General features: G+C 74.6%; 24 protein-coding genes. 9 read left to right on the plus strand and 15 right to left on the minus strand.

The features are described from left to right. The first annotated feature begins 143 nt into the window (after nucleotides 1-143). Nucleotides 144-746, plus strand: coding sequence for a dTMP kinase (locus AB0H57_RS22950; RefSeq protein ID WP_357509587.1), 603 nt, complete (start codon nucleotides 144-146; stop codon nucleotides 744-746). A 122-nt stretch (nucleotides 747-868) separates the two neighbouring features. Here AB0H57_RS22950 and AB0H57_RS22955 read toward each other — a convergent pair whose 3' ends face one another. The 4 genes from AB0H57_RS22955 to AB0H57_RS22970 form a co-directional block, all read right to left on the minus strand. Beyond that, nucleotides 869-3,049, minus strand: a complete 2,181-nt coding sequence (locus AB0H57_RS22955; RefSeq protein ID WP_357509589.1) for a transglycosylase domain-containing protein — start codon at nucleotides 3,047-3,049, stop codon at nucleotides 869-871. A 212-nt stretch (nucleotides 3,050-3,261) separates the two neighbouring features. After that, nucleotides 3,262-4,065, minus strand: coding sequence for a hypothetical protein (locus AB0H57_RS22960; protein WP_357509591.1), 804 nt, complete (start codon nucleotides 4,063-4,065; stop codon nucleotides 3,262-3,264). A 152-nt stretch (nucleotides 4,066-4,217) separates the two neighbouring features. Further along, a complete protein-coding gene (locus tag AB0H57_RS22965) occupies nucleotides 4,218-5,327 on the minus strand; it encodes an SPFH domain-containing protein (protein ID WP_357509593.1) in 1,110 nt (369 codons plus the stop codon). Between the two features lie 4 nt (nucleotides 5,328-5,331). Beyond that, nucleotides 5,332-5,805: an NfeD family protein gene (locus AB0H57_RS22970; RefSeq protein ID WP_357509595.1), complete on the minus strand. Its 474-nt coding sequence runs from the start codon at nucleotides 5,803-5,805 to the stop codon at nucleotides 5,332-5,334. Nucleotides 5,806-5,893: 88 nt separating this feature from the next. Here AB0H57_RS22970 and AB0H57_RS22975 point away from each other — a divergent pair, with 88 nt between their 5' ends. Continuing rightward, nucleotides 5,894-7,213 carry a serine hydrolase domain-containing protein gene (locus AB0H57_RS22975; RefSeq protein ID WP_357509597.1) on the plus strand — a complete coding sequence of 440 codons (1,320 nt, stop codon included), beginning with the start codon at nucleotides 5,894-5,896 and terminating at the stop codon, nucleotides 7,211-7,213. A 403-nt stretch (nucleotides 7,214-7,616) separates the two neighbouring features. On the opposite strand, the gene AB0H57_RS22980 is transcribed toward AB0H57_RS22975, so the two are convergent. Next, entirely contained in the window at nucleotides 7,617-8,429 is an 813-nt protein-coding gene (locus tag AB0H57_RS22980; RefSeq protein WP_357509599.1) for a DUF3097 domain-containing protein, read from the minus strand. Nucleotides 8,430-8,648: 219 nt separating this feature from the next. Here AB0H57_RS22980 and AB0H57_RS22985 point away from each other — a divergent pair, with 219 nt between their 5' ends. After that, the gene (locus AB0H57_RS22985; protein ID WP_357509601.1) at nucleotides 8,649-9,443 is read left to right on the plus strand and encodes a hypothetical protein; all 795 of its coding nucleotides are present in this window, start codon (nucleotides 8,649-8,651) and stop codon (nucleotides 9,441-9,443) included. 13 nt (nucleotides 9,444-9,456) lie between these two features. On the opposite strand, the gene AB0H57_RS22990 is transcribed toward AB0H57_RS22985, so the two are convergent. The 8 genes from AB0H57_RS22990 to AB0H57_RS23025 form a co-directional block, all read right to left on the minus strand. Beyond that, nucleotides 9,457-10,236, minus strand: coding sequence for an HAD-IIA family hydrolase (locus tag AB0H57_RS22990; RefSeq protein ID WP_357509603.1), 780 nt, complete (start codon nucleotides 10,234-10,236; stop codon nucleotides 9,457-9,459). A gap of 33 nt (nucleotides 10,237-10,269) precedes the next feature. Next, complete coding sequence (locus AB0H57_RS22995) at nucleotides 10,270-11,301, minus strand: ferrochelatase (RefSeq protein ID WP_357509605.1); 1,032 nt, start codon at nucleotides 11,299-11,301, stop codon at nucleotides 10,270-10,272. Between the two features lie 185 nt (nucleotides 11,302-11,486). After that, on the minus strand, nucleotides 11,487-12,254 hold the full coding sequence (gene fabI / locus AB0H57_RS23000) for an enoyl-ACP reductase FabI (RefSeq protein WP_357509607.1): 768 nt from the start codon (nucleotides 12,252-12,254) through the stop codon (nucleotides 11,487-11,489). A 24-nt stretch (nucleotides 12,255-12,278) separates the two neighbouring features. After that, nucleotides 12,279-12,983 carry a 3-oxoacyl-ACP reductase FabG gene (gene fabG, locus AB0H57_RS23005; protein WP_357509609.1) on the minus strand — a complete coding sequence of 235 codons (705 nt, stop codon included), beginning with the start codon at nucleotides 12,981-12,983 and terminating at the stop codon, nucleotides 12,279-12,281. 137 nt (nucleotides 12,984-13,120) lie between these two features. Continuing rightward, entirely contained in the window at nucleotides 13,121-13,285 is a 165-nt protein-coding gene (locus tag AB0H57_RS23010) for a hypothetical protein (RefSeq protein ID WP_357509611.1), read from the minus strand. A 665-nt stretch (nucleotides 13,286-13,950) separates the two neighbouring features. After that, on the minus strand, nucleotides 13,951-14,901 hold the full coding sequence (locus AB0H57_RS23015; RefSeq protein WP_357509613.1) for a VWA domain-containing protein: 951 nt from the start codon (nucleotides 14,899-14,901) through the stop codon (nucleotides 13,951-13,953). Then, nucleotides 14,898-15,878 carry a DUF58 domain-containing protein gene (locus AB0H57_RS23020; RefSeq protein ID WP_357509646.1) on the minus strand — a complete coding sequence of 327 codons (981 nt, stop codon included), beginning with the start codon at nucleotides 15,876-15,878 and terminating at the stop codon, nucleotides 14,898-14,900. Before AB0H57_RS23020 ends, AB0H57_RS23015 begins: the two co-directional genes overlap by 4 nt. After that, nucleotides 15,857-16,960 (minus strand): MoxR family ATPase, encoded by a 1,104-nt coding sequence (locus AB0H57_RS23025; protein ID WP_357509615.1) that lies wholly within the window; start codon nucleotides 16,958-16,960, stop codon nucleotides 15,857-15,859. Before AB0H57_RS23025 ends, AB0H57_RS23020 begins: the two co-directional genes overlap by 22 nt. A 261-nt stretch (nucleotides 16,961-17,221) precedes the next feature. Between AB0H57_RS23025 and AB0H57_RS23030 the strand changes: the two genes are divergently transcribed. The 3 genes from AB0H57_RS23030 (at nucleotide 17,222) to AB0H57_RS23040 (ending at nucleotide 19,844) form a co-directional block, all read left to right on the plus strand. Continuing rightward, nucleotides 17,222-17,452 (plus strand): hypothetical protein, encoded by a 231-nt coding sequence (locus tag AB0H57_RS23030; RefSeq protein ID WP_357509617.1) that lies wholly within the window; start codon nucleotides 17,222-17,224, stop codon nucleotides 17,450-17,452. Between the two features lie 21 nt (nucleotides 17,453-17,473). Beyond that, on the plus strand, nucleotides 17,474-17,995 hold the full coding sequence (locus tag AB0H57_RS23035) for a PH domain-containing protein (protein ID WP_357509648.1): 522 nt from the start codon (nucleotides 17,474-17,476) through the stop codon (nucleotides 17,993-17,995). Nucleotides 17,996-18,434: 439 nt separating this feature from the next. After that, entirely contained in the window at nucleotides 18,435-19,844 is a 1,410-nt protein-coding gene (locus AB0H57_RS23040) for a PH domain-containing protein (protein ID WP_357509619.1), read from the plus strand. A gap of 61 nt (nucleotides 19,845-19,905) precedes the next feature. On the opposite strand, the gene AB0H57_RS23045 is transcribed toward AB0H57_RS23040, so the two are convergent. Beyond that, complete coding sequence (locus tag AB0H57_RS23045) at nucleotides 19,906-21,069, minus strand: phosphatase PAP2 family protein (protein ID WP_357509621.1); 1,164 nt, start codon at nucleotides 21,067-21,069, stop codon at nucleotides 19,906-19,908. Nucleotides 21,070-21,196: 127 nt separating this feature from the next. Here AB0H57_RS23045 and AB0H57_RS23050 point away from each other — a divergent pair, with 127 nt between their 5' ends. Beyond that, nucleotides 21,197-21,658: a hotdog domain-containing protein gene (locus AB0H57_RS23050; RefSeq protein ID WP_357509622.1), complete on the plus strand. Its 462-nt coding sequence runs from the start codon at nucleotides 21,197-21,199 to the stop codon at nucleotides 21,656-21,658. Further along, nucleotides 21,655-22,485: an MBL fold metallo-hydrolase gene (locus tag AB0H57_RS23055; RefSeq protein WP_357509624.1), complete on the plus strand. Its 831-nt coding sequence runs from the start codon at nucleotides 21,655-21,657 to the stop codon at nucleotides 22,483-22,485. The genes AB0H57_RS23050 and AB0H57_RS23055 overlap by 4 nt, the downstream gene beginning before the upstream one ends. 74 nt (nucleotides 22,486-22,559) lie before the next feature. On the opposite strand, the gene AB0H57_RS23060 is transcribed toward AB0H57_RS23055, so the two are convergent. Further along, nucleotides 22,560-23,024, minus strand: coding sequence for a MarR family winged helix-turn-helix transcriptional regulator (locus tag AB0H57_RS23060; protein ID WP_357509626.1), 465 nt, complete (start codon nucleotides 23,022-23,024; stop codon nucleotides 22,560-22,562). A 64-nt stretch (nucleotides 23,025-23,088) separates the two neighbouring features. Between AB0H57_RS23060 and AB0H57_RS23065 the strand changes: the two genes are divergently transcribed. Continuing rightward, nucleotides 23,089-24,321 carry a multidrug effflux MFS transporter gene (locus tag AB0H57_RS23065; protein ID WP_357509628.1) on the plus strand — a complete coding sequence of 411 codons (1,233 nt, stop codon included), beginning with the start codon at nucleotides 23,089-23,091 and terminating at the stop codon, nucleotides 24,319-24,321. The last annotated feature ends 3 nt before the right edge of the window (nucleotides 24,322-24,324 follow it).

Consider the following 24,324-nt stretch of genomic DNA (forward strand, 5'->3'; position numbering starts at 1 on the left):
GCCCCGGTCCGGGGCGCTCTCAGCAGTGGGTCGGAGCCGGCGAGCCGGATCCGACAGCCGGGCCGGCATCTTTCTCGACGGATTTCCGGCGGGGTCGCTCCGGCGGGCCGGCAGCTTGCCGGAGACGACTACTGTCCGGGGCCGTGGCCCGCCCCCTCATGATCGCGCTCGTCGGCGTCGACGGATCCGGCAAGAGCACCCAGGCGCGGGCGCTGGCCCGCCGGCTCACCGAGCGGGGCGAGCCGGCCCGCTCTTTCGAGAACGCCGGCGGGCGCCCGCTGTGGAACCGGCTGGCGCGGGCGCTCGGCCGGCCCGACGGGGTGGCGCTGTTCGGCCGTACCCTCTATCCGCTGCTGGAGGCGGCGGTGCGCGCGGCGGCGATGGGCCGCACCCTGCTGTGGTGCCGGCTGACCGGACGGCTCGGGGTACTGGACCGGTGGACGTACTGCCAGCACGTGGTCATGGCGGTCCGGGGCGACCGGGGCCGGCGGCTGGTGCGGGCGGCGTACGCCGTCTTTCCCCGGCCGGACGTCGTCTGCTTCCTGGCGGTGCCGCCCGGGTCGGCGCAGCAGCGGGTACTGGCCCGGGGCATCGACACCGAGGAACTGGCGTACCTGACGGCGCTGGACGCCGGCTACCGGGCGTTGCCGGAGTTCGGGTCCTTCCTGGTGATCGACGGTGCGGGCACCCCGGGCGAGGTCGCCAGCGCCCTGGACCGGGTGGTCGGGGCGCTGGTCGCCCGCTGATCGGCTGCCGGCTGCCGGCGGCCGCACCAGGTTGTGAGCGGCAGCGGCGCGGGGTCGGCGCGCTCGTGTTAGGAGTGGGCCCTTGTTAAAGAGGGGTGTTAACAAGGGCCCCTCCTCACAACTCAGCCGCGGCGGCCCTGGAGCCAGCGCAGGACGTCCGGCGGCAGGCCGGGGTCGGTCTGCTGCGGTTGCTGGGGCCGGGCGGGCGGGGACGACGGGCGCGGCGGCTCGGGGCGCTGCGGGTCGCCGGCCAGCTCGCGGCTGGGCGCGGTGAAGTCCCGCACCGGCAGCCCGTCGACGGCGGTACGGATGGTCCGGGCCACCGCGTCGATCACCTTGCGCTGCACGGCCGAGCCGACCAGGTCGGTGGAGTCGTCCGGGTTGGCGGCGATGCCGGCGACGGCGACCTGCGGGGTGAAGCCGACGAAGGTCTCGGTGGCGTTCTGCTCCGAACTGCCGGTCTTGCCGGCGACCGGCCGGCCGACGATCCGGTCCACCGCGGTGGCCGTACCGCCGTTGCACTGCCCGTACGCCGACTGCTGGCCGACCGGGCAGCGTGCCGCGTCGGTCGCGGCCCGGGCCACGTCCGGCGACAGCACCTGCTTGCAGGACGGCTGCCCCACCGGCACGTTGGTGCCGTCCGGCGTGGTCACCGAGACCACTGGCGTCGGGGTGCAGTAGGTGCCCTCGGCGGCCACGGTGGCGTACGCGTTGGCGAGGTCGAGCGGGGTGGTGGCGGCGACGCCCAGGGTGAAGGCGCCCCAGTTGCGCGCGTCGTGCTGGGCGAAGTCGGCGTCGGCCTGGGCCCGGAAGGTGATGCCGAGGCGCTGGGCCATCTCCACCACCTTGTCCTCGCCGACCTGCTCGGCGAGCCAGACGAAGTACGTGTTCACCGAGCGGCCGAAGCCGTCCCACATCATCCGGTAGCCGTCCATCCACTCCGGGTTGGCGTTGGCCGGGCACCACGTGCCGTCGCAGCTGCCCTCGCCCTCGGCGGCGTACCGGGTGGGCAGCTTGCTGGGGGCGTCGAAGCCGGTGGCCAGGGGACGCCCCGACTCCAGCGCGGCGAGGATGGTGAACAGCTTGAAACTCGACCCCGCCTGGTAGCCCTGGACGCTGCCGCCGCCGGAGACCAGCGGGTTGACCGTCTCGCCGCTGCCCAGGCCGTACCGGCGGTTGACCGCCATGGCCAGCACCCGGCCGGTGCCCGGCTCGACGGCCGCGACGGGCAGCGCCCGCTTGTCGTCGGCCGGGTAGATCTTGCGGGCCTCGGCGACCGCGGTGGCCTGCACGTCGGGGTCGAGCGAGGTGACCACCCGGTAGCCGCCGCGACGCAGCGCCTGCTCGCGCTCGTCGACGCTGGCGCCGAACGCCGGCTGCTCCAGCCACCAGCGGCGCAGGTAGTCGCAGAAGAAGCCGGTGTCGGCGGCGGCGGTGGCGGCGCACCCGTTGGGCTGGGCGGTCGGGTGCAGCGCCAGCTTCTCGGCCTTGGCCCGCGCGGCCTGCTCGGCGGTGATCTTGCCGGTCTCGGCCATCGCGTCCAGCACGTACCCGCGCCGGTCCAGCGCGGCCCGCTGGTCGCCACCGATGGGGCTGTACTGGTCGGGCGACTGGACCAGGCCGGCGAGCAGGGCCGACTCGGCCAGGGTCAGGTCTGCCGGGGACTTGGCGAAGTAGCGCTGGCTGGCCGCCGCGATCCCGTACGCCCCGGAGCCGAAGTACGCGATGTTGAGGTAGCGGTTGAGGATCTCGTCCTTGCTGAGCCGGTCCTCCAGCGCGGTGGCGTACCGGATCTCCTGGAGCTTGCGGCCGAGGGTCTGCTCGGTGGCCGCGGCCCGGTCCGCCGCGGTGCGGCTGGGGTCGGTCTTGAGCACGTTGCGGACGTACTGCATGGTCAGCGTCGAGCCACCCTGGGTGTTGCCGCCGGTCACGTTGGCGACCAGCGCCCGGGCCATGCCGCGCAGGTCAGTGCCACCGTGGGAGTAGAACCGTCGGTCCTCGGCGGCCACGATCGCCTGCCGCATCACCGGCGCGATCTCGGCCAGTGGCACGTCGCTGCGGTTCACGTCGTAGAACGTGGTGAGCAGCGTCCGGCCGTCCTTGGCGTAGAGGTAGGAGCGCTGGGGCTGGGCGGGGGTGCGCAGCGCGTCCGGCAGGTCGTCGTAGGCGGCCAGGCCGGCCTTGGCGGCGTACCCGCCGAGCAGGCTGCCGGGGAGCGCGGCGACCGCGACGGCGAGGCCGACGAGCAGGCCGGCCAGCAGCACGGTGAACAGCCGCGTCAGCGGCGACCGGGGTCGGGGCATGGCTGCAAGGATGTCCAGCGGCAACGGAAGTGGGCTACTCCGGCCCGCGATTGTCAGCTAACTCACCGTGACCTGCCAGCGTTCTCCCTGCCACGCCCCCCTCCCGTCCCCCGCGTCCCTCCCCGTCCCCGGCCGGCCCCGCCGCGTCGATCGCGAGGCTTGCGGCGCAAAGGGCGATGTGGCCGCCGCAAGCCTCCCGCTGGACGGCGGGGTCAGCCGGCGGGGAGCGGGCCCTGGGGGGTGTCCGGCGGCGGTGGGGCGGCGACCACGCTGGCGACGGCGGCGTCGCGGGCGATGACCTGGGGGACCAGCCGGCCGGAGCGGTAGCCGATGCCGATGCCGGCGACCAGCACGAAGAGCGCGCCGAAGGTCTGCAACGAGCCGATCAGGGCGCCCCCCAGGCCGAGCAGCGGGGCGGCGATCATGAGCATCACCCCGTCGCCGTAGGAGAACGCCCCGGACCGGGCCACCGACCAGCCGACGAGCAGCCAGCCCGCGCTGTAGCAGGTGGCGCCGGCCAGCACCACCGATCGGGCGGTGACGCCGAAGACCGGGGTCTGCTCGGCCAGCCCGGCGAAGGGCAGCATGAACACGGTGCCGGCGATGCTGGCCAGCAGGCCGGCCGCGGCGACCCGCCGGCTGCGGGTCGCGGCCAGCAGGCCGGTCAGCGCCAGCAGGGCGAGCAGCCCGAGCCAGACCGCCGCGACCCAGCCGACCAGGTACAGCGGGCTGCCGTCGGCGGGATAGGGGGCGCGGCCCACGCCGCCGTCGCTGGCCATCGCCACCACGCCGTAGAGGATCGCGTACGCCGGCAGCAGCCAGACCGCCGCGCGGGCGAAGCGCCGCACCGACCAGGCCCAGCTGGCGTTGGTGGCCGGCGCGGCCGGACCCGGGTCGCCGACGAACGGCAGCACCCCGAACCCGCCCCCGGTACGCCGGCTGCCCAGCGGCCCGGCCGGATCGTGCGCGCCGGGGACCGGGGTCGTGGAGAAGAGGCGGTTCGCCGGTTCCTTCATGCGTCACCTCGCTCGGCTCCGACAAGCGGCGGGGGACGCACCCGGCGCCCCGGTCCTGGCCACCACCCGTCCTCTTGGACCGATGGTGGCAGGCTCCGGGGCGCCGTATGAGCAGTTTTCGCATTTACCGCCCGGGGACCGGGCGGACCGGGTCAGCCCCGCTCGCGCTGGTCCGCCGGGTCGTTCACCAGGCTGGCCGGCGAGACTGGCTCCGGCGCGGGCAGCCCCTGCGGGCCCTTACTGCCGGTGGCCTGCGCCTCGGCGACGCGTACCTCGTCGTGGATCTGCTGCGCGGCGGTGGCCGCGGCCCGGGCCGCCTCCGCGGCCTCCCGCTCCACCTCGCCGGCGCTGTGCTTCGCCTCCGGCGCCGGCTCGTCGCCGACCATCCGGCTCAACCCGCCCAGCGCGCCACCCATGCCCTCCAGGGCCTTGGTCAGCTCCGCCGGCACGATCCAGACCTTGTTGGCGGTGCCGTTGGCGATCTGCGGCAGCGCCTGGAGGTACTGGTAGGCCAGCACCTTCTGGCTCGGGTTGGCGGTGTGGATCGCGTCGAAGACGGTACGGATCGCCTTCGCCTGCCCCTCCGCCTGCAGGATCCGGGCCTGCCGGTCACCGTCGGCGCGCAGCACCGCGGACTGCTTCTCGCCCTCGGCGGTGAGGATCTGCGACTGCTTGTGCCCCTCGGCGGTCAGGATCGCCGCCCGGCGGTCCCGCTCGGCACGCATCTGCTTCTCCATCGAGTCACGGATGCTCGCCGGCGGCTCGATCGCCTTGATCTCCACCCGGGTGACCTTGATGCCCCACCGGCCGGTGGTCTCGTCGAGCACGCCGGAGAGGTGCCGGTTGATCTCCTCCCGGCTGGTCAGCGCCCGCTCCAGGTCGAGCGAACCGATCACGTTACGCAGCGTGGTGACGGTGAGCTGCTCGATCGCCTGGATGAAGTTGGCGATCTCGTAGGTGGCCCGGACCGCGTCGACCACCTTGTAGTAGAGAACCGTGTCGATCGAGACGACCAGGTTGTCCGAGGTGATCACCGGCTGCGGCGGGAAGCTGACCACCTGCTCCCGCATGTCGACCTTGGTCCGCACCGCGTCGATGAACGGGACCAGGATGTTCAGGCCCGGGTTCAACGTCTTCTTGTATTTGCCCAGCCGCTCCACCACGTCCTGGCGCTGCTGCGGCACGATGCGTACCGCCTTGGCCAGGGTGACGACCGCGACCAGGGCCACGGCTATCAGCAGGACCGGGAGAACGAGTTCCATCTACTCACCTTTTCGCTTCGGGTAGCTCCCCGGAAGGAGAAATATCGTCCCGCCACACCAGGGCGGTGGCGCCTCGCACCTGGACCACCTGCGCCCGCTCGCCCGGCGCGAACACCTGGGTCGCGTCGTACGCGCGGGCCTGCCACAACTCACCGTCGATCTTGACGAGGCCGTGGTCGGTGTCGACCCGTTCCAGCACCAGCGCCGTGCTGCCCTCGATCGCCTCCACGCCGAACGCCTGATCGCCGCTCTCCACCGCCGACAGCTGGTGCCGGCGCAGGACCGGTCGGACCCCGAGCACCGTCAACGCGGACACCACCGCGAAAACGATCGCCTGCACCCCGACCGGCGCGCCGAGCGCGGCGGCACCGGCCGCAGCCAGCGCACCGACCGCGAACATGATCAGGAACAGGGTCGTCGTGAAGATCTCGGCGACCGCCAGCACCGCACCCAGAACGATCCACCACACCGCGTCCACCCCCTGATCGTGACACGTCAAGGCACGTGTCATCGAACTGTCATGATCGGTAGGCTCGGGGCACCGCCGCCGCCGAGGAGATGCCGCTGTGTCACTGCTGCCCGCAACCGCCCGCCGGATCGACGACCTCGTCGCTCGCACGCAGGCCGAGGGGCGCGCCCCGTCCCTGGTCGTAGGAGTGGTCCGGGACGGCACGCCGGTCCACGTGTCGACCGCCGGCGAGCACCCCCGGCCGGACGCCGACCTGCAGTACCGCCTCGGCTCGATCAGCAAGACGATGACCGCGGTGCTGGTGATGCAGCAGCGCGACGCCGGCCGGCTGGCCCTGGACGACCCGCTGGAGCGGCACCTGCCCGGCACCCCGGTCGGCGCGCTGACCCTGCGGCAGCTTCTCGGCCACGCCGGCGGCCTGCAACGCGAGCCGGACGGGCCCTGGTGGGAACGGCACGAGGGCGCCGACCTGGCCACGCTGGTCGCCGGGCTCACCCCGGGCAAGATCGCCTTTCCGCCGCACCGGGGGTACCACTACTCCAACCTGGCGTACGGGCTGCTCGGCGGGGTGCTGGAGGCGGTGACCGGGACGCCGTGGTTCGCCCTGCTGCGCGAGCGCCTGCTCGAACCGCTGGGGCTGCGGCGGACCACGTACCAGGCCACCGAGCCGTTCGCCCGTGGCTACGTCGTACACCCCTTCCACGACACGCTGCGCGAGGAGCCCCGCACGGACGCCGGGGCGATGGCGCCGGCCGGTCAGCTCTGGTCCACGGCGACGGACCTGGCCCGCTGGGCGGCGTTCCTCGCCGACCCCGACCCGGCGGTGCTCGCGCCCGGGACGCTGACCGAGATGTGCGTGCCGGTGGCGATCAACGACCTGGACTCCTGGCGCGGCGGGCACGGGCTCGGCATCGAGCTCTACCGGGTCGGCGACCGGGTGTACGTCGGCCACGGCGGCTCGATGCCCGGCTACGTGGCCGGGCTGGTCGTGCACCGGCCCACCCGCACCGCGGCGATCAGCTTCGCCAACTCGTACGGGATGCGCAACGGCCACCACATCTCCGGGCTGGCCCGGCAGGCGCTCACCGAGGTGCTGGACGCCGAGCCGGCGCGGCCGCCGGCCTGGCGTCCGGCGACCACGCCGCCCGGCCCGGAGGTGACCGAGCTCACCGGCCGCTGGTGGTGGATGGGCATCGAGTACGAGTTCCGGCCCGACCCCGGCACCGGCGACCTGGTCGGCGGGCCGGTCGGGCTGCCCACGCTGCGGTTCACCCCCGAGGGACCGGACCGCTGGCGGGGCCGCTCCGGCGGCCAGCACGGCGAGATCCTGGCCGTGCTGCGCGACGAGGCCGGCCAGGCCGTCGCCCTGGACATCGGCACCTTCGTCTTCACCCGCAGCCCCGACCAGGAACCCTGACCCCCACCCGCCGGGCCCGCCGGGCCGCCGGGCCCGTCGGGGCCCGGCTCAGGCCGGCCGCTCGATCGCGGCAAAGGTGGCGCACGAATCGCCACGGCCCTTCACCGAGGGTTGCGTCCTTCCTCCCGGCCAACCCCGCACTTGGACGCTTTGCTCTGCTTCAGCGGAGGCAACAGTCACCTGATGTGATCGGCCGGCCGGCTGACCCTTGCGACGGTTCCCGGGTGTAGCACCTGATCAGCGCCGGTGTTGCGCGGGCTGAAGCAGAGCAAAGGCGGCAGCAGGGGTATCCCCGGGTTCCCGCGTCGGTCACGAAGAGTGGTCAGGTGGCGGGTCACCCGCAGTGCGCGTGGAACGCGTGGTCGGTCGCGGCCCGCGCTCGGCAGCGGCGAGCGGCGCACGATCAGGACGGCTCGGTGACGAAGTCGATCAACCGCTCCATGGCGTTGATCAGCGGCGTCTCCACGTCGGCGAAGCTGTCCACCCGGGACAGGATGTGCCGCCACATGTCCGCCGGCTCGGCCACCCCGAGGGCCGCGCAGACCCCCTCCTTCCACGGCCGCCCCGGGGGCACCACCGGCCACGCCGGGATGCCCAGCGCCCGCGGCTTCACCGCCTGCCAGACGTCGACGTACGGGTGGCCGGTCACCAGCACGTGCGGGGACGTCACCCGGGCCACGATCCGGCTCTCCTTGGAGCCCGGCACCAGATGGTCGACGAGCACGCCGAGCCGCCGGCCGGGACCGGGGGCGAAGTCGCGTACCTCGGCGTCGAGGGCGTCGATGCCGTCCAGGGGTTCGACCACCACGCCCTCGACCCGCAGGTCGTCACCCCAGATCCGCTCGACCAGCGCGGCGTCGTGCACGCCCTCCACCCAGATCCGGCTGGCCTGCGCGACCCGCGCCCGGACGTTGTCCACGGCGACCGAGCCGGAGGCGGTACGCCGGCGGGCCGCCGGGACCGGCGACCGGGCGGGCCGGCGCAGCGTCACCAGCTCGCCGTCGAGCAGGAAGGCGGCGGGCAGCATCGGAAAGTTGCGCCGCCGGCCGTGCCGGTCCTCCAGCACCACCGCGCCCGACTCGAAACCGACCACCGCGCCGCAGAAGCCCGAGTCGGCGTCCTCGACCACCAGCTCCGGCTCGGCGTCCACCTCGGGGATCGCCTTGCGCCGCCGCCAGTTCCCCGCCAGCACGTCCTCGCTGTATCGCCCGGCCATGTCGATCACGCTAACCCGCCCGCCGGGCGGGCACCCGTCGACGCGCCGCCCCACGGATCCCGAGCACCACCACCCGGGCATCCGGCTGCGCGGCGGCCCGCAGGTGCGGTAGGAGGGTGCGGGGGGCGGCAAAGCGGGCGAACGGCGTAGTTGGGGGCAGCTGGCGACGGGCGGGCGGCAGCCGAGACAGGGACGGCCGTCAGCACGTACCCTTTCGGCATGTCCCTCCCCGCAGCGGGCGCGGCCACCCTGACTCCGCGCCGGTCGAGCCGGTTCGTCGCCTGGGTGCGCGCGTGGCGCGCCGGGCTGGTGCCCTTCGACGAGGTCTCCGACGAGATCGCGGGCGACGAGGAGCACCTGGTCGCCGACGCCCCCGGCACCTGGACGGACGTGCCGCTGCGGGAGGCGCTGCCCGCGCTGGCCAAGCTCTCCCCCGACGAGATCCGCCTGGTGCTGCCGGCGCCGGGCGACCCGCGGGGCCTGCCCGGGCCGGGTGACTTCGCCGGAGCTGCCCTGCTCGCCGGGGAGGGCGTGGTGGCCGGCGGGATCGGCGTCATCCCCGAGGTCCGCACGCACACCTCCGGCTCCGGGATGACCTGGGAGACGGTGCTCTGGCGCTGCTACCCGCTGCCGGCGGACGCGCCGAAGGCGTCCCTGAGCGCCCCCGGCGCCGCCGAGGCGGAGGCCGAACTGGCCGCGGCGCTGGCCGAGAGCACCGCCGCGCTGACCCGCCTCGACGTGGCGCAGTGGCGGCCCGAGCTGGCCGGCGCCCTCGCCGCGTTGCGCCGCCCGGACGGCACCACCGACCTGCCGCCCGGCTTCGACCCCCGGTCCCGGCGGCTCTTCGCCCGGGCCGCGGTGCTGGACCGGGTGCTCGCCCTGGCCGGGCACAGCGCGCCCGGCGGGGCGATCAACAACTACGAGGCCCAGCAGCGCGACGCGGCCCTGCGCCCGCTCACCACCGCCTGCCGGCAGGCCCTCGTCGCCGCGTGCAACGCCCCGCTGCGCCCCTGAGCGCCGCCCGCCCTCAGACCTCGTCGATCAGGTCGGCGACCGAGTCGACGATCCGCGACGGCCGGTACGGGTAACGCTCGGCCTCGGCCCGGGAGCTGATCCCGGTGAGCACCAGGATGGTCTCCAGGCCGGCCTCCAGGCCGCAGAGGATGTCGGTGTCCATCCGGTCGCCGATCATCGCGGTGCTCTCCGAGTGCGCGTCGATGGTGTTCAACGCCGAGCGCATCATCATCGGATTGGGCTTGCCCACGAAGTACGGCTCCACCCCGGTCGCCTTGGAGATCATCGCGGCGACCGAGCCGGCCGCGGGCAGGGCACCCTCCACCGACGGGCCGGTCGCGTCCGGGTTGGTGCAGATGAACCGGGCCCCGTCGTCGATCAGTCGGATCGCCTTGGTTATCGCCTCGAAGCTGTAGGTGCGGGTCTCCCCCAGCACCACGTAGTCCGGGGCGAAGTCGCTGAGCACGTACCCCACGGCGTGCAGCGCGGTGGTCAGCCCGGCCTCGCCGATCACGTACGCCGTACCGCCCGGCCGCTGGTCGGCCAGGAACTGCGCGGTGGCCAGCGCGGAGGACCAGATCGCCTCCTCCGGCACGTCCAGTCCCATCCGGGCCAGCCGGGCCTGGAGGTCACGCGGGGTGTAGATGGAGTTGTTGGTCAGCACCAGGAACGGCTTGCCCGAGGCACGCAGCTTCTTGATGAACTCGGGCGCGCCCGGCACCGGCTGGCCCTCGTGCACCAGCACGCCGTCCATGTCGGTGAGCCAGCTCTGCACCGGCTTGCGGTCATGCATGTGTCGCCCCAGGGGTGTCGAGGATCGGTCGGTTCAGGGCCGGCGGGCCGCCGGCACGCAGCACGGGGTGGGGCAGGTGTCCCACAAGGGCAACTCGCCGAGCCGGCGGCGCAGCCGCTCTCCGCCCGGGGTGGTGCGTTCTTCGACGAGTTCCCGGACCATGGCCACGAACCGCGGGTCGGTGCCGGGCGTGCCGGCCCGGGCGAAGTCCAGCCCGAGCTGCTTGGCCGTCTCCAGGGCCTCGGTGTCCAGGTCCCACACCACCTCCAGGTGGTCGGAGACGAACCCGATCGGGCTGACCACCACCGCCGTCACCCCCTGCTCGGGCAGCGTGGCCAGGTGGTCGTTGATGTCCGGCTCGAGCCACGGCACCTGCGGCGGGCCGGACCGGCTCTGCCACACCAGGTCGTACGGGAGGTCGGGCGCGGCGGCGGCGTGCACCAGCCGGGCGGTCTCGGCCAGCTGCGCGGTGTACCGGCCGCCGGCCGGCCCGGCGGTGGCCGCCGCCGAGGTGGGCACGGAGTGCGCGGTGAAGACCAGTCGGGTGCTCTCCCGGCGGGCCGGGTCGAGCTGGGCCAGGGCCGACCGCACCGCGTCGGCGTGCGGCTCGACGAAGCCGGGATGGTCCCAGAACTGGCGCAGCTTCTCGATCACCGGGGCGTCCGGGCCGACCGCCGCGCGGGCCGCGGCGATGTCCTCCTGGTACTGCCGGCAGGACGAGTAGCCGCCGTACGCGCTGGTCACGAACGCCAATGCCCGCTTGATCCCGTCGTCGCGCAGGTGCGCCACGGTGTCGGCGAGCATCGGGTCCCAGTTCCGGTTGCCCCAGTAGACCGGCAGGTCCAGCCCGTGGGCGGCGAAGTCGTCGCGGATCGCGGCGAGCAGGTCCCGGCACTGCTGGTTGATCGGAGACACCCCGCCGAAGTGCAGATAGTGCTCGGCGACCTCGGCCAGTCGCGCGGGCGGCACCCCTCGGCCCCGGGTCACGTTCTGCAGGAAGGGCAGCACGTCCTCGGGCCGCTCCGGGCCGCCGAAAGAGACCAGCACCAACGCGTCGTACGCCATGGTTCCATTCTCCCCCGCCCGCCGTGACGCCGCCGCGACGCCCCCTGGTCAGCGCGGTAACGGCCGAACCGCAGGTGTAATAACAGGGGCCCCTTCCTATGCAGAATGCGTTAGGAAGGGGCCCCGCGAACAGGTCGGCGGCGCATGCTGCGCCGGGGCGCCCCCGGCCCGTTCGTCCTTGCGCCTCAGGCGCCGATGGCGTGGTAGCCGCCGTCGACGTGGACGATCTCGCCGGTGGTGGCCGGGAACCAGTCCGACAGCAGCGCCAGGCAGGCCCGGGCGGCCGGCTCCTGGTCGGTCAGGCTCCAGCCCAGCGGGGCGCGCTCGGTCCAGGCGTCCTCGAACTGATCGAAGCCGGGGATGGACTTGGCGGCGATGGTGCGCAGCGGCCCGGCGGCCACCAGGTTGCTGCGGATGCCCTGCTTGCCCAGGTGCAGGGCGAGGTAACGGGAGGCGGACTCCAGCCCGGCCTTGGCCACGCCCATCCAGTCGTACACCGGCCACGCCTTGGTGGCGTCGAAGGTGAGCCCGACCACGGCGCCGCCGGCGGACATCAGCGGCAACGCCGCCATCGCCAGCGACTTGTACGAGTACGTGGAGACCTGCAAGGCGGTCGCCACGTCCTCCCACGGGGCGTCGAGGAAGCCGCCGCCGAGGCAGCTCTGCGGGGCGAAGCCGATCGAGTGGACCACCCCGTCGAGGCCGTCGGCGTGCTCGCGGACCTTGTCGGCGAGCCCGGCGAGGTGCTCGGGGTTGGTCACGTCCAGCTCGATCACCGGGGCGGGCTCGGGCAGCCGCTTGGCGATCCGCTCCACCAGGGAGAGCCGGCCGTACCCGGTCAGCACCACCTGGGCGCCGTTCTCCTGGGCGAGCTTCGCCACCGAGAAGGCGATGGAGGCGTCGGTGATGACGCCGGTGACCAGCAGCCGCTTACCGGCCAGCAATCCGGACATATCGGTGTTTCCTCCGTTGCTTTCTCAGTGCCCCATGCCCAAGCCGCCGTCGACCGGGATGACCGCGCCGGAGACGTAGCCGGCGCTGTCGCCGGCCAGCCAGGTGACCACCGCGGCGACCTCGTCCGGGCTGGCCATCCGGCCCGCCGGGATCGACTTGAGGATCTCCGCCTTGCGCTCGTCGGGCAACACGGCGGTCATGTCGGTCTCGATGAAGCCGGGCGCGACCACGTTCGCGGTGATGTTGCGGGTGCCCAACTCCCGGGTGATCGAGCGGGCCACCCCGACCAGGCCGGCCTTGCTGGCCGCGTAGTTGACCTGACCGGCGCCGCCGGCGAGCCCGACCACCGAGGAGATGAAGATCATGCGACCCCACCGGGCCCGCAGCATCTTCCCCGAGGCCCGCTTGGCACAGCGGTACGCGCCGGTCAGGTTGGTGTCCAGCACCCGGGTGAACTGCTCCTCGGACATCCGCAGCAGCAGCGTGTCGTCGGTGATGCCGGCGTTGGCGACCAGCACCTCCACCGGGCCCAGCTCCGCCTCGACCGCGGCGAACGCGGCGTCGACCGACGCGCCGTCGGTCACGTCGCAGGTGACGCCGAACAACCCCTCCGGGGCCGCGCCGCTGCGGTGGGTCACCGCCACCCGGTCACCCTGCTTGGCGAAGGCCCGCGCGATGGCCAGGCCGATCCCCCGGTTTCCGCCGGTCACCAGCACGGTACGGGCCACGGTTCCCCCTGAAGCTCAGCTGATCTTTCGGTGGCGAGCCTAGGCGTTACCGACAGGTAACCGCTAACCAGACGCCATCCGGGCAGGGGAACGACCGGGGGCCGCGCCGAGTCGGCGCGGCCCCCGGTCGGGACAGGTCAGAAGGGGTAGGGGTTGGGGGCGTCGTTGCCGTAGTCGAAGTACTTGTCGACGGTCCCACCGCTGACCGAGTTCTTCAGATACCAGCGCCACACCCGGGACTCGAAGTTCTCCACGATCCCCGGCTTCGTCGCCCGCGTCGCACCGTTCCAGTTCCCCGGCACCGGATACGTCCCGGTGCTGGTCGCCGAGGCCGTGCTGGCCGGACGGGCCTGCACACCCCGCCCGCGTCACCGGGCCGGCTGACCGCCCGGCTCTGCCGGCTGCCGCTGTTCGCGCTGGTCCTGGCCGGGTTGCTGGCCGGCCGACGGCCCGGCGTCGGCCGGGTCGGAGCCGCCGGGCGACGGTCGGCCGCGGGGCTCGCCCAGATGCGCCCGCCCGGCCCGCCGGGTGTACGATGATCGACGTTGCGGGCCGCTGCGTGGCCCGCGCTTCCGGGCCCCGCCGACCGCTGGAGGTGATCGCTGTGCGAGATAGCGATCCTCCCAGTCGTGGCCGGGCCGACCGTCAGCCCCGCTGAGCCGCGACTCAGTCAGGCGAGCTGACCCAGACCCGCTCCCCACCTCTGCCCCGGCCGGTCGGCCGGGGTCGCCCCTCGGCGCGGTGGTGGAGCCGCCCGGTCACGACTTCGTGTGCGCGTCCTGATCCACCGGCGGTCCCGTCCGGACCGCCCAGTCGCCACCCGGAGCTGTCCATGAGCCGCTACGTCGCCCCGCTGGGCTTCACCCTCGCCGCCGTCTGGGTGGCCGTCCTCTTCGTCCTCACCGGCTCCACCCACTGACCCGCCCGCCTCCCACCGGAGCCCGGGGCGTACGCCCCGGGCCGGAGTTCAGAGGAGGCGGGAGGTCCAGAGCAGGCTCATCGCCCCCGCGCAGAGGGCGAGCAGCAACGCCACACCCGCGTACCACTGGGTCACCTCGCGCGGCTCCGTCCGGAACCCGATCGAGCTGCCCATGTCCTGGTAGACCTGCTTCAGCTCGCTGATCGACGCCGCCTCGTAGAAGTACCCCTCGGTGGTCTCGGCCAGCTCGGCCAGCGCCATCCGGTCCACCGGCACCCGCTGCAACTGGCCGCCGATGTCCACCTGCCCGGAGTCGGTGCCGAACGCGATGGTGGAGACCGGCACGTTCGCCGCCTGCGCGGCGGCCGCCGCCTCCTCCACCGAACGCCCGGAGGTGCGGTAGCCGTCGGAGAGCAGCACGATCCGGGCCGGCGGGATGCCGGCCGCCCCGTCAGCCGGCACCGACCGGATCGCCTCCAGGCAGGTGAAGACCGCCTCACCGGTCGCCGTCGACTCGGCCAGCACCAGCCCGTCGATCCCGGCGGTCACCGCCGCCCGGTCCTTGGTCGGCGAGACCAGCACGTTCGCCGCCTTGGCGAACGAGACCAGCCCCACGTTGTAGCTGGGCGGCAGCTCCGCCACGAACTGCTTGGCCGCCTCCTGGGCGGCCTCCAACCGGTTCGGCGCCACGTCGTCGGCCTGCATCGACAGCGACACGTCGATGGCGAGCATCACGGTGGCCCGCTCCAGCGGCTCCTTCGTGTCCATCGCCGGCCGGGCCATCGCGGTGGCCAGCGCCAGCAGACAGAGCAGGAAGGCGGTCGCGGCGGCGTGCCGCCGCCAGCCCAACCCCCGCGGGGCCAGGGTCCGCAGCAGGTCCACGTTGGTGAACCGCATCGCGTACGCCTTGCGCCGGCGCTGCCGCCAGACGTACGCGGCGGCCAGGGCGAGCACCGGCAGCACGGCCAGCAGCCACCACGGTTGCAGAAAACGGATCATCGTGTCGTCCCTCGGGTGCGGGCGTGCCGCTGCGCGGCCACGAAACGCACCATGTCCAGCAGCCAGTCTCGATCGGTGCGCAGCCGCAGGTGGGCGGCGCCGGCGGTGCGCAGCGCGGCGTCGATCGCGGCGCGATGGGCGGCCGCCGCCTCGGCGTAGCGCCGGCGCAGCCGCGGGTCGGCGGTCTGCACCTCGTGCAGTTCCCCGGTCTCCGGGTCGACCACCGGCAGCACCCCCACGTCGGGCAGCTCCAACTCGCGCGGGTCGACCACCTCGATCGCCAGCACGTCGTGCCGGACCCGGAGCTTACGGACCGGCCGGGCCCACTGCTCGGGCGGTGCCAGGAAGTCCGAGATGACCACCGCGACGCCGCGCCGCCGGGGCGGCCGGTTGAGCAGGTCCACCAGCGCGCCGAGGTCGCCGCGGCCGGGTTGGCTCGGCACCCCGGCGATGGCCCGCAGCAAGCCCTGCGCCTCCTTGCGGCCGTTGCGGGCGGGCAGCCGCAGCACCCGGCCGGCCGCTTCGCCGGCCCGGTCGCCAGCCGGGGCCCCGGTGCCGACCACCGCCCCGATCCGGTTGCCGCCGCGCACGGTCAGGTGGGCCAGCGCGGCGGCCGCGGCGATCACCACGTCCCGCTTGAGCCACTGCCCGGTGCCGAAGTCGAGGCTGGCCGACAGGTCCACCGCCAGCCAGGTCTCCAGTTCCCGGTCGGCCACCGTCCGCCGGACGTGCGGCGTGGTGGTCCGCGCCGTCACCGGCCAGTCCATCCGGCGCACGTCGTCACCGGGGCGGTATTCCCGGGACTCGCCCGCCTCGCTGCCCGGCCCCGGCAGCAGCCCGGCGTAGTCGCCCTGGAGCAGGCCGTCGAGCTTGCGGGTCACCATCAGCTGCAACCGGGACAGCACCGCCTCGGTACGCCCACCGGCGGCCAGGGCCGGCGAGAGCTCGGGTCGGGTCACGGCCGCTGCCCGGGCCAGCCGGCGCCGGGGGGCGCGGCCGGCGGTGCGGTGGCCTGCTGCCGGGGCGCGACCGAGGGCAGCGGGATCGTCGACATCACCCGGTGCACCACGTGGTCGGCCGGCACGTCGTCGGCGAGCGCGTCGTAACTGAGCACCAGCCGGTGCCGCAGGATGTCCGGGGCGATGTCCTGCACGTCCTGGGGCAGGGCGTAGTCCCGGCCGCGCAGCAGGGCCAGGGCGCGGGAGGCCCGTACCAGGCCGAGCGAGGCGCGCGGGCTGGCACCGTACTGGATGAACCGGGCGACGTCCGGCATGCCGTGCTCCGCCGGGGTGCGGGTGGCCAGCACCAGCCGGACCGCGTAGTCGACCAGCGCGTTGTGCACGAAGACCTGGTCGGCCTTGTGCTGCAGCGCGATCAGGTCGGAGGTGGTGAAGACCGGCGCCGGTTCCGGCGGGGCGACGCCCATCCGGTAGACGATCTCCCGCTCCTCGGCGTCGGTCGGATAGCCGACCACGATCTTCATCAGGAACCGGTCCCGCTGCGCCTCGGGCAACGGATAGACGCCCTCCTGCTCGATCGGGTTCTGGGTGGCCATCACCAGGAACGGGTTCGGCACCCGGTGCGACTCGCCGCCGATGGAGACCTGCCGCTCGCTCATCACCTCCAGCAGCGCCGACTGCACCTTGGCCGGCGCCCGGTTGATCTCGTCGGCGAGCAGGAAGTTGACGAAGACCGGCCCCAACTCGACGTCGAACTTCTCGCTGGACTGGCGGTAGATCCGGGTGCCCATGATGTCGGCGGGGACCAGGTCCGGGGTGAACTGCATCCGGGCGAAGGAGCCGCCGACCACCTTGGCCATGGTCTCCACGGCGAGGGTCTTGGCGACGCCCGGCACCCCCTCCAGCAGGCAGTGCCCCCGGGCCAGCAGCGCGACGAACATCCGCTCGACCATCCGGTCCTGCCCGACGATGACCCGTTTGATCTCGAACAGCGCCCGCTCCAGCAACGTGGCGTCCTCGGCCGGGGTGGTCACCGGCACGGGCGAGACCTGGGTGCCGCCGGTCGGTGTCGGGGAATCGGGCGTGGTCGGCTGGGCCACCGGTCCTCCACAGCATGATCGTCGTCGGGCGTGGTGCGTACCAAGACTGTCATGCCCGGCTGACAGCCGAGGAGCGGAGAACCCGATTTTCGCCACCATGTCCAGTCGCCGAGACCTGCCGCCCCGGTCCGCGCGGAATCACCAGGCACGGGTGGACACGAAGGGGCCCGGCGCGTGTACGATTCACCCCGTCGCCGGGCGGCTCCCCCCGTGGCCGCCCGGCGCTAAAGCCTCCGGTCCCGGCCGCCTAGACTCGCCCGGATGACCACTCACTCCCCCGTCGACGAAGCGCCGATCTGCTCGGCGCGGGGCTGCCGCGCCCCGGCGGAGTGGGCGCTGCGCTGGCGCAATCCCCGCCTGCACGAACCCGACCGGCGCAAGACCTGGTTGGCCTGCGCCGCGCACCGCGAGTCGCTCGGCGGCTTCCTGGACGCGCGCGGGTTCCTGCGGGAGGTCGTGCCGGCGCCCGGATCGCCTACCCTCGAAGGGTGAGTGAGCGCAACGGACGCCCCGGTGAACGGTGACCACCCCGCCGGGCCGGCCCCGGCCAGCCCCCTGGAACCCTGGCCGGACACCGTCCGGTGGCAGCCCATCTCCCGCGACCAGATCTGGGTGGAGCTGATCCGGCTGGCGGTGCTCCTCGGCATCCTGCTGCTCGGCCTCTCGGTGGCCTGGGCGGTCAGCGGGCTCACGCTGCTCGCCCTCGCCCTGGCCGCGGTCGTGCTGGGCGGCTGCTGGCGGGCGGTCACCATCGTCCGCGCGGTCCGCGCCTGGGGGTACGCCGAGCGGGAGAACGACCTGCTGGTCCGGCACGGGCTGCTGGTTCGGCGGCTGTCCATCGTGCCGTACGCCCGGATGCAGTTCGTCGACGTCAGCGCCGGTCCGCTGGAACGGGCCTTCGACCTGGCCACCGTCCAACTGCACACCGCCGCCGCGGCGAGCGACGCCCGGGTACCCGGGCTGCGCCCCGCCGAGGCGTCCCGGCTGCGCGACCGGCTCACCGCGCTGGGCGAAAACCGCGCGGAGGGCCTGTGACCACCGCAGCCCCACCACGCCCGACCCACACCGGCCGCCGGTCGCCGACCACGGCCCCGCCAGCACCGGCGCGGATCGGCTACTTCCCGGAAGTGGTGGCATCGCCCGCCCGCGGAGGCCCCTGTTCCGCGGATCGAGCACGATCTTCGGTGGTCGGGCCGGGGGCCGCCGGGTGGTGGGGGCCGGACGGGGCGCCGCGATCGAGGAGAGCGCGGTGAGCGACCGGCCGGCCGGACCGGAGGGGCGCCCCGGCGACCGGCACCCGGCGACGGGTGACGCTCCGGACGCCGGGCAGCACCCTGCGTCCCCGACGGCCACGCCGAGCCACCCGCAGGCGGGGCCGGCCCAGCCGCCGCCGGCACCGTCCGGTCCGCCGTGGCCGCCGCCCGCCCCGCAACCCTCGCCGCCTGCCGGTCCGCCGTGGCCGCCCGGGTATCCGGTGCCGTCCGGGCCGGTCGGACCGTACGGGGCCGCGCCGTGGCCCGGGCCGGCGGCGGGCCGGCCGGTGGGCGAGGAGCCGCGGCGGCGGCTGCACCCGCTCAGCCCGGCCCTGCACGGGGCGAAGTCGCTGGTGGTGGTGATCGCCGGGCTCTCCTGGTCGACGCTGTCCCGGGTGGGCTTCGGCTGGTTCGCGGCGATGGTGGCGCTGCTCGCCCTCGGCGCCACCGTGCTCGCCGTGGTCAGCTGGTACAACACCGGCTACCACCTGGTCGGGCGGGAACTGCGGGTGCACGAGGGGCTGCTCTGGCGGCGTACCCGGGCCATCCCGCTGGAGCGGTTGCAGGCCGTCGAGGTGGTCCGGCCGCTGCTCGCCCAGCTCACCGGCCTGGCGGAGCTGCGCCTGGAGGTGGTGGGCGGTGGCAAGACCGAGGCGCCGCTGGCGTACCTGAGTGTGGCGGAGGCGCACGCCCTGCGGCAACGGCTGCTGGACCTGGCCGGGCGGGTGCCGGTCGCGACGCCGCCCGGGGCGCCGGCGGCACCCGGCGTACCGCCGGCACCGGGCGCACCGGCGGCGGCCACCTACCCGGGCCGGGTCGCGCCGCCCGGCCGCCGGCTGCACGAGGTACGCAACCAGGATCTGCTGGTCAGTCAGTTGCTCACCCCGCAGGCGTTTCTGCTGCCGTTCGGCGTGCTCTTCGTGGTGTCGCAGTTCCTCTCGGAGGGTTCCTGGTCGTTCGTCGCGGTGGCCAGCACGCTGACCGCGATGGCCGGTGTGCTGCTGCAACCGATCCGGCGGGTGCTGGACGACTGGAACTTCCGGCTCGCCAGCGACGACGGCCGGCTACGGGTACACAACGGGTTGCTGGAGACCCGGGCGCAGACCGTGCCGCTGAACCGGGTGCAGACCGTCGGGGTCACCTGGCCGCTGCTGTGGCGGCCGAAGGGCTGGCTGCGGCTGCGACTGGAGGTGGCCGGCTACTCCGCCGCCGAGCCGGACGACCGGAACCGGCCGGACCGGTTGCTGCCGGTCGGCGACGCCGGCACCGGCGAGCGGATCGTGGCGGAGGTGCTGCCCGGCGTACAGCTGGCGGACCTGCCCACGACGCCGCCGCCGCGGCGGGCGCGGTGGCTGCGGCCGCTGAGCCGGCAGGCGCTCGGCGCCGGGCTGACCGAGCGGGTCCTCGTGGTCCGCTCGGGCCTGCTCACCCGCCAGCTGGCGCTGGTGCCGTACGCCCGGATCCAGAGCGTGCGGGTGGTGCGCGGGCCGGTGCAGCGGTTGCTGCGGCTCGCCACGGTGCACGCGGACACGGCGGGCGGGGCGGGCGCGGCGGCGCCGCACCGGGACCTGGCCGAGGCGTGGGCCCTGGCGGCCGAGCTGACCGAGCGGGCGCACGCCGCTCGCCGGTGAGGCGGCACCCCCTCGTCGGCGGCGCCGCCGCAACCGCCCACGGCGACGCGGGACGGCGGGATCAGCGAGCGGCGGGTGCCGGCACCTCGTCCGGCGCGCCCGCAACGGACGCCCCGGGCGAGCCGGCGGGACCGGCCGTGGGCTCACCGGCACCGGCCGGAACGGCGCCGGTCGCCGGTGGCTCGGCCCCGACCCCACCGGCGCCGGCCGGGGCCGGATCGCCGGGGTCGGGTGCCGGGGCGGCCCGGACCGGGGTCGGCTCCGCCGGGTGCCGGCGGGAGCGCCAGGCGGCCCAGCCCCGCTCGGCCAGCCCGACGGCCAGGAACGCCATGCCCACGTACGCCCAGCCGACCAGCACGTCGATGATGTAGTGCTCACCGGCGTAGACCAGGGTGAACGTCATCGCCAGCGGGTACGCCAGCAGCAGCGGCCACCACCGCCGCCGGACGGACGGCAGGAAGAAGACCACCACGAACAGCGCCCAGGCGGTGTGCAGCGAGGGCATCGCGGCGACCGGGTTGGAGGCGATCTGGCCGGCGTTGAGCAGGTTGCCGGCGCCGTGCATGCCGAACGCCTTCCACCCCCGGGTGGAGATCCGGGCGACCTCGGTGAGCAGGCCGTTCTGGGCCGCCCACCACGGCGGCGCGGCCGGGTAGAGGAAGTAGGTGACCAGGCCGCTGGCGCAGAGGAAGCCCCAGCGGCGCATGTACGCGCCCCAGCGCCTGCGGTTGCGTACCCAGAGCACCCCGGCGGCGGCCAGCGCCACCACGAAGTGCGAGAAGTAGACCCAGCTGACCAGCACGTCGTACCACTGCACCTGGGGCTCGTAGAGGTGCTGCTGGAGCCAGACGGTGGGCACCTCCCCGCCGGTCGCCCAGCCCACCAGGAACCGGTCGGCGACGATCAGCTCCATCGCGTGCGGGATCCGGCCGTTGTCGGCGAAGCCCCGGGAAAGGTTGTAGACGATCAACAGCAGCACCACCGGCACCCAGTCCCGGGCGAACGCCAGGTGGCTGCGCCAGGGCCGGGAGGAGTTCCACGCGATGGTGGCCGCCCAGATCCAGACGAAGGCGTATGCCGGGTCGGTGGGCAGGCCGATGGCCAGCCAACACACGACGAAGGCGACGCCCCAGACCGCCATGGCGACGACGCGGCGGCGGCCGCCGTCGGCCCGGTCGGGGCTACCGGAAGGGACGGGGGGCTGGGGATCAGTCACGACGGCCATCGCGATCCAGGTTAACGGCGGGTGCCGCAGGACCGGACGCCACCCGCCTCGCCGGGCCCGGACGGGGTGTCGTGTCGGGATGCCCGCGGCGTGTCCCGCGCGCTCCGGCACCCCCTAGGCTGGGGCCATGCAGGAACAGCCGGAGCAGCCCTTCCCGGCCGGGCTGGCGGCCCGGGTCGAGTTGACCGTCACCGACGCCGACACCGCGGAGGCGGTGGGTTCCGGCGACGTGCCGGTGCTGGGCACGCCCCGGGTGGTCGCCCTGGCCGAGGCGGCGACGGTGGCCGCCACGGCGGCCCGGATGCCAGCGGGGCGGACCACCGTCGGGACCCGGGTCGAGCTGGACCACCTGGCCGCGACGCCGGTCGGCCGGACGGTGGTGGCGCAGGCCCGGTTGGCGGTGGTGGACGGCCGGCGGCTGGCCTTCGAGGTGGCGGTCACCGACGGGGACGAGACCGTGGCCCGGGGCCGGGTCGAGCGGGTGCTGGTCGACCGGGAGCGGTTCCTGGCCCGGGTCGGGGCGAGCGCGAGCGTGCGGAGTGAGCCGGGGTTGCGAGCCCCGCAGTCGCGAACGAAGCAGGCCCGGTGAGCGGCCACCGGTTCGTCGAGGTGGCCCGCGGGGTGCACGTGCTGCGCGAGCCGCTGCTCGACGTGAACGTCACGCTGGTCGTCGGGGACGGCGCGGCCCTGCTGGTGGACACCCTCTCCACGGCGGGGCAGGCGGCCGCGCTGGCCGCCGCCGCCCGCGCCGTCACGGACGCCCCGTGGACCGTGGTGAACACCCACCACCACTTCGACCACTGCTTCGGCAACGCCACGCTGGCCGCGGACCCACCCCGCCCGGTGTACGCGCACGAGCTGGCCGCGGCGGCGATGCGCGACCCGGAGCGGCTGCGCCGGCAGGCGTACGAGGAGGTGCGCGCCGAGCAGCCGGAGCTGGCCGCCGAGCTGGCCGGCACCGAGCTGCTGGCCCCGACGCACGCGGTGCACACCGAGACGGTGCTCGACGTCGGTGGGCGGCGGGTGGTGCTGCGCCACCCCGGTCACGGGCACACCGATGCCGACCTGGTGGTGCACGTGCCGGACGCCGACGTGCTGGTCGCCGGGGATCTGGTGGAGCAGAGCGGGCCACCGGCGTTCGAGGACTCGTACCCCCTGCAGTGGCCGGACGCGGTGGCCGACCTGCTCCGGCTGACCACCCCGGCGACGGTCGTCGTGCCGGGGCACGGCGACCCGGTCGACGCGGAGTTCGTCCGGGCCCAGCACCGCCAGTTGGTCGACCAGGCCTGGCTGATCCGGGCGGCGCACACCGCCGCCGCCCCGCCGGAGCGGGTGGCGGCCGAGTCCCCGTTCGGCGCCCGGCCCGGCCTGATCGCCGCCCGCCGCGGCTTCGCCGAACTCGACGGGACCGGCTGACCGGCCGCCGGCGCGTGCTGGCCGGCGGCTGGCTGGCCGGTGCCCGGGTGCAGGGCCCGCGAAGCGGAGGGGTGTCAGGGGCGGGAGCGCAGGGCGGCCAGCAGGGCGGCGAGGGCCGGCACGGCGTCGAGGGCCGCCGTGCGGTCGGCCGGGTCGAGGGTGGCCAGCGCGTCGGCGAGCAGCGCGCGGCGGTGGCCCTCGTGGTCGGCCATCCGGGTCAGCGCGGCGGGGGTCGGCCGCAGCCGGACCACCCGCCGGTCGGCCGGATCGCGTTCCCGGTCCAGCAGCCCGGCGTCGGCCAGGTCCCGGACCAGGGTGCTGATCGTGTTGGGCGCGATGCCCAGCCGCCGAGCGGCCTCCCGGCCGCTGATCCCGGGCTCGCCCCGGACCAGCAGCAGCAGCTCGACCTGGGCCTCCGGCAGCGCGACCCGGTTGGCCCGCCCGGCGGCGGTGCGGCGCAGCAGCCGGTGCAGCTCCCCCACCACCGCCCCGAGCCGGGCGGTCGGGTCGTTGGCCGCCACCACCGTCACCCACCTCACATCGCAATAGTTCTGAGTACAGAGCTAAAGTTACCCGGACTCGCACCGACCCGGGAGACCCATCGTGACCTACGCCGCACCGCCGACCACGCGTCCCGCCGCCGCACCGGCGCCGCGGAACCGGCGCGCCGGGGGCGTCGGCCTGCTGGTGCTGCTCGGCGCGCTCACCGCCGTCGGCCCGCTCTCCCTGGACATGTACCTGCCGGCCTTTCCCGCGATGACCCGCGACCTGGGCACCGATCAGGCACAGATCCAGCTCTCGCTGACCACCTGCCTGGTCGGGCTCGCCCTGGGACAGCTGGTCACCGGCCCGCTCAGCGACCGGTGGGGGCGGCGCGGCCCTGTGCTGGCCGGCATGATCGCGTACGCGCTGCTCTCCCTGGCCTGCGCGGCCGTGCCGGACGCCACCGCCCTGGCCGCGGCGCGACTCGGCCAGGGCTTCGCCGGCGGGATGGGCGTGGTGGTGGCGCGGGCGGTGGTCCGCGACCTGTTCGCGGGCCGGGCCGCCGCGAAGTACTTCTCCCGGCTCACCCTGGTCTTCGGGGTGGCGCCGGTGGCTGCGCCCGGCGTGGGCAGCCTGGTGCTGCGGTTCGGCTCCTGGCGTACGGTCTTCGTCACGCTCGCGGTGATCGGCGCGCTGCTCGCCGTGGCGGTCGCCCGGTGGCTGCCGGAGACGCTGCCGGCGCACCGGCGCACCACCGCCGGAGCGGCCGGCACGCTGCGCGCCATGCGGTCGCTCTTCGCCGACCGGGTCTACCTCGGGTACGCCCTGACCCAGGCGCTCGCCTTCGCCGGGCTGTTCGCGTACATCTCGGGGTCGTCCTTTGTGTTTCAGGACGTCTTCGGTGTCTCCGGGACGGCCTTCAGCCTGATCTTCGGCCTGAACGCGCTCGCCCTGGTCGGCCTGGGCCAGGCCAACGCCCGGCTGCTGGACCGCTCCGGCCCCCGACCCCTGCTGATCGGCGCGCTGGCGGCGGGCGCGGTGGCCGCCGCCGGGGTGCTGGCCGGCGCCCTGCTCGGCAGCGTGCTGCTGGTGGCGGTGGCGCTGTTCGCCTTCGTCGGCTCACTGGGCATGGTGACGCCCAACAGCACCGCGCTCGGCCTGGACCGGCACGCCCACCACGCCGGCACCGCCGCCGCGCTGATGGGCGGCGTCCAGTCCGTGGTGGGCGCGCTGGCCGCGCCGCTGGTCGGGCTGGGCGGCGAGGGCAGCGCGCTGCCGATGGCCGGGGTGCTCGCCGCGGCGGCCGCCCTGTCGGTGCTCGCCGTCCTCACCCTGACCCGCCCCGCCCGCTGACCC

The sequence above is a fragment of the Micromonospora sp. NPDC050686 genome (genome assembly GCF_040654475.1).
Classification (GTDB): domain Bacteria; phylum Actinomycetota; class Actinomycetes; order Mycobacteriales; family Micromonosporaceae; genus Micromonospora.

What these genes read in the sequence shown, in the direction of transcription:
- AB0H57_RS22955 (WP_357509589.1), bottom strand. Translation starts at nt 3,049, where the DNA reads ATGCCCCGACCCCGGTCGCCGCTGACGCGGCTGTTCACCGTGCTGCTG.
- AB0H57_RS22960 (WP_357509591.1), bottom strand. Translation starts at nt 4,065, where the DNA reads ATGAAGGAACCGGCGAACCGCCTCTTCTCCACGACCCCGGTCCCCGGC.
- AB0H57_RS22965 (WP_357509593.1), bottom strand. Translation starts at nt 5,327, where the DNA reads ATGGAACTCGTTCTCCCGGTCCTGCTGATAGCCGTGGCCCTGGTCGCG.
- AB0H57_RS22980 (WP_357509599.1), bottom strand. Translation starts at nt 8,429, where the DNA reads ATGGCCGGGCGATACAGCGAGGACGTGCTGGCGGGGAACTGGCGGCGG.
- AB0H57_RS22985 (WP_357509601.1), top strand. Translation starts at nt 8,649, where the DNA reads ATGTCCCTCCCCGCAGCGGGCGCGGCCACCCTGACTCCGCGCCGGTCG.
- AB0H57_RS22990 (WP_357509603.1), bottom strand. Translation starts at nt 10,236, where the DNA reads ATGCATGACCGCAAGCCGGTGCAGAGCTGGCTCACCGACATGGACGGC.
- AB0H57_RS22995 (WP_357509605.1), bottom strand. Translation starts at nt 11,301, where the DNA reads ATGGCGTACGACGCGTTGGTGCTGGTCTCTTTCGGCGGCCCGGAGCGG.
- fabI (WP_357509607.1), bottom strand. Translation starts at nt 12,254, where the DNA reads ATGTCCGGATTGCTGGCCGGTAAGCGGCTGCTGGTCACCGGCGTCATC.
- AB0H57_RS23015 (WP_357509613.1), bottom strand. Translation starts at nt 14,901, where the DNA reads ATGATCCGTTTTCTGCAACCGTGGTGGCTGCTGGCCGTGCTGCCGGTG.
- AB0H57_RS23030 (WP_357509617.1), top strand. Translation starts at nt 17,222, where the DNA reads ATGACCACTCACTCCCCCGTCGACGAAGCGCCGATCTGCTCGGCGCGG.
- AB0H57_RS23045 (WP_357509621.1), bottom strand. Translation starts at nt 21,069, where the DNA reads ATGGCCGTCGTGACTGATCCCCAGCCCCCCGTCCCTTCCGGTAGCCCC.
- AB0H57_RS23050 (WP_357509622.1), top strand. Translation starts at nt 21,197, where the DNA reads ATGCAGGAACAGCCGGAGCAGCCCTTCCCGGCCGGGCTGGCGGCCCGG.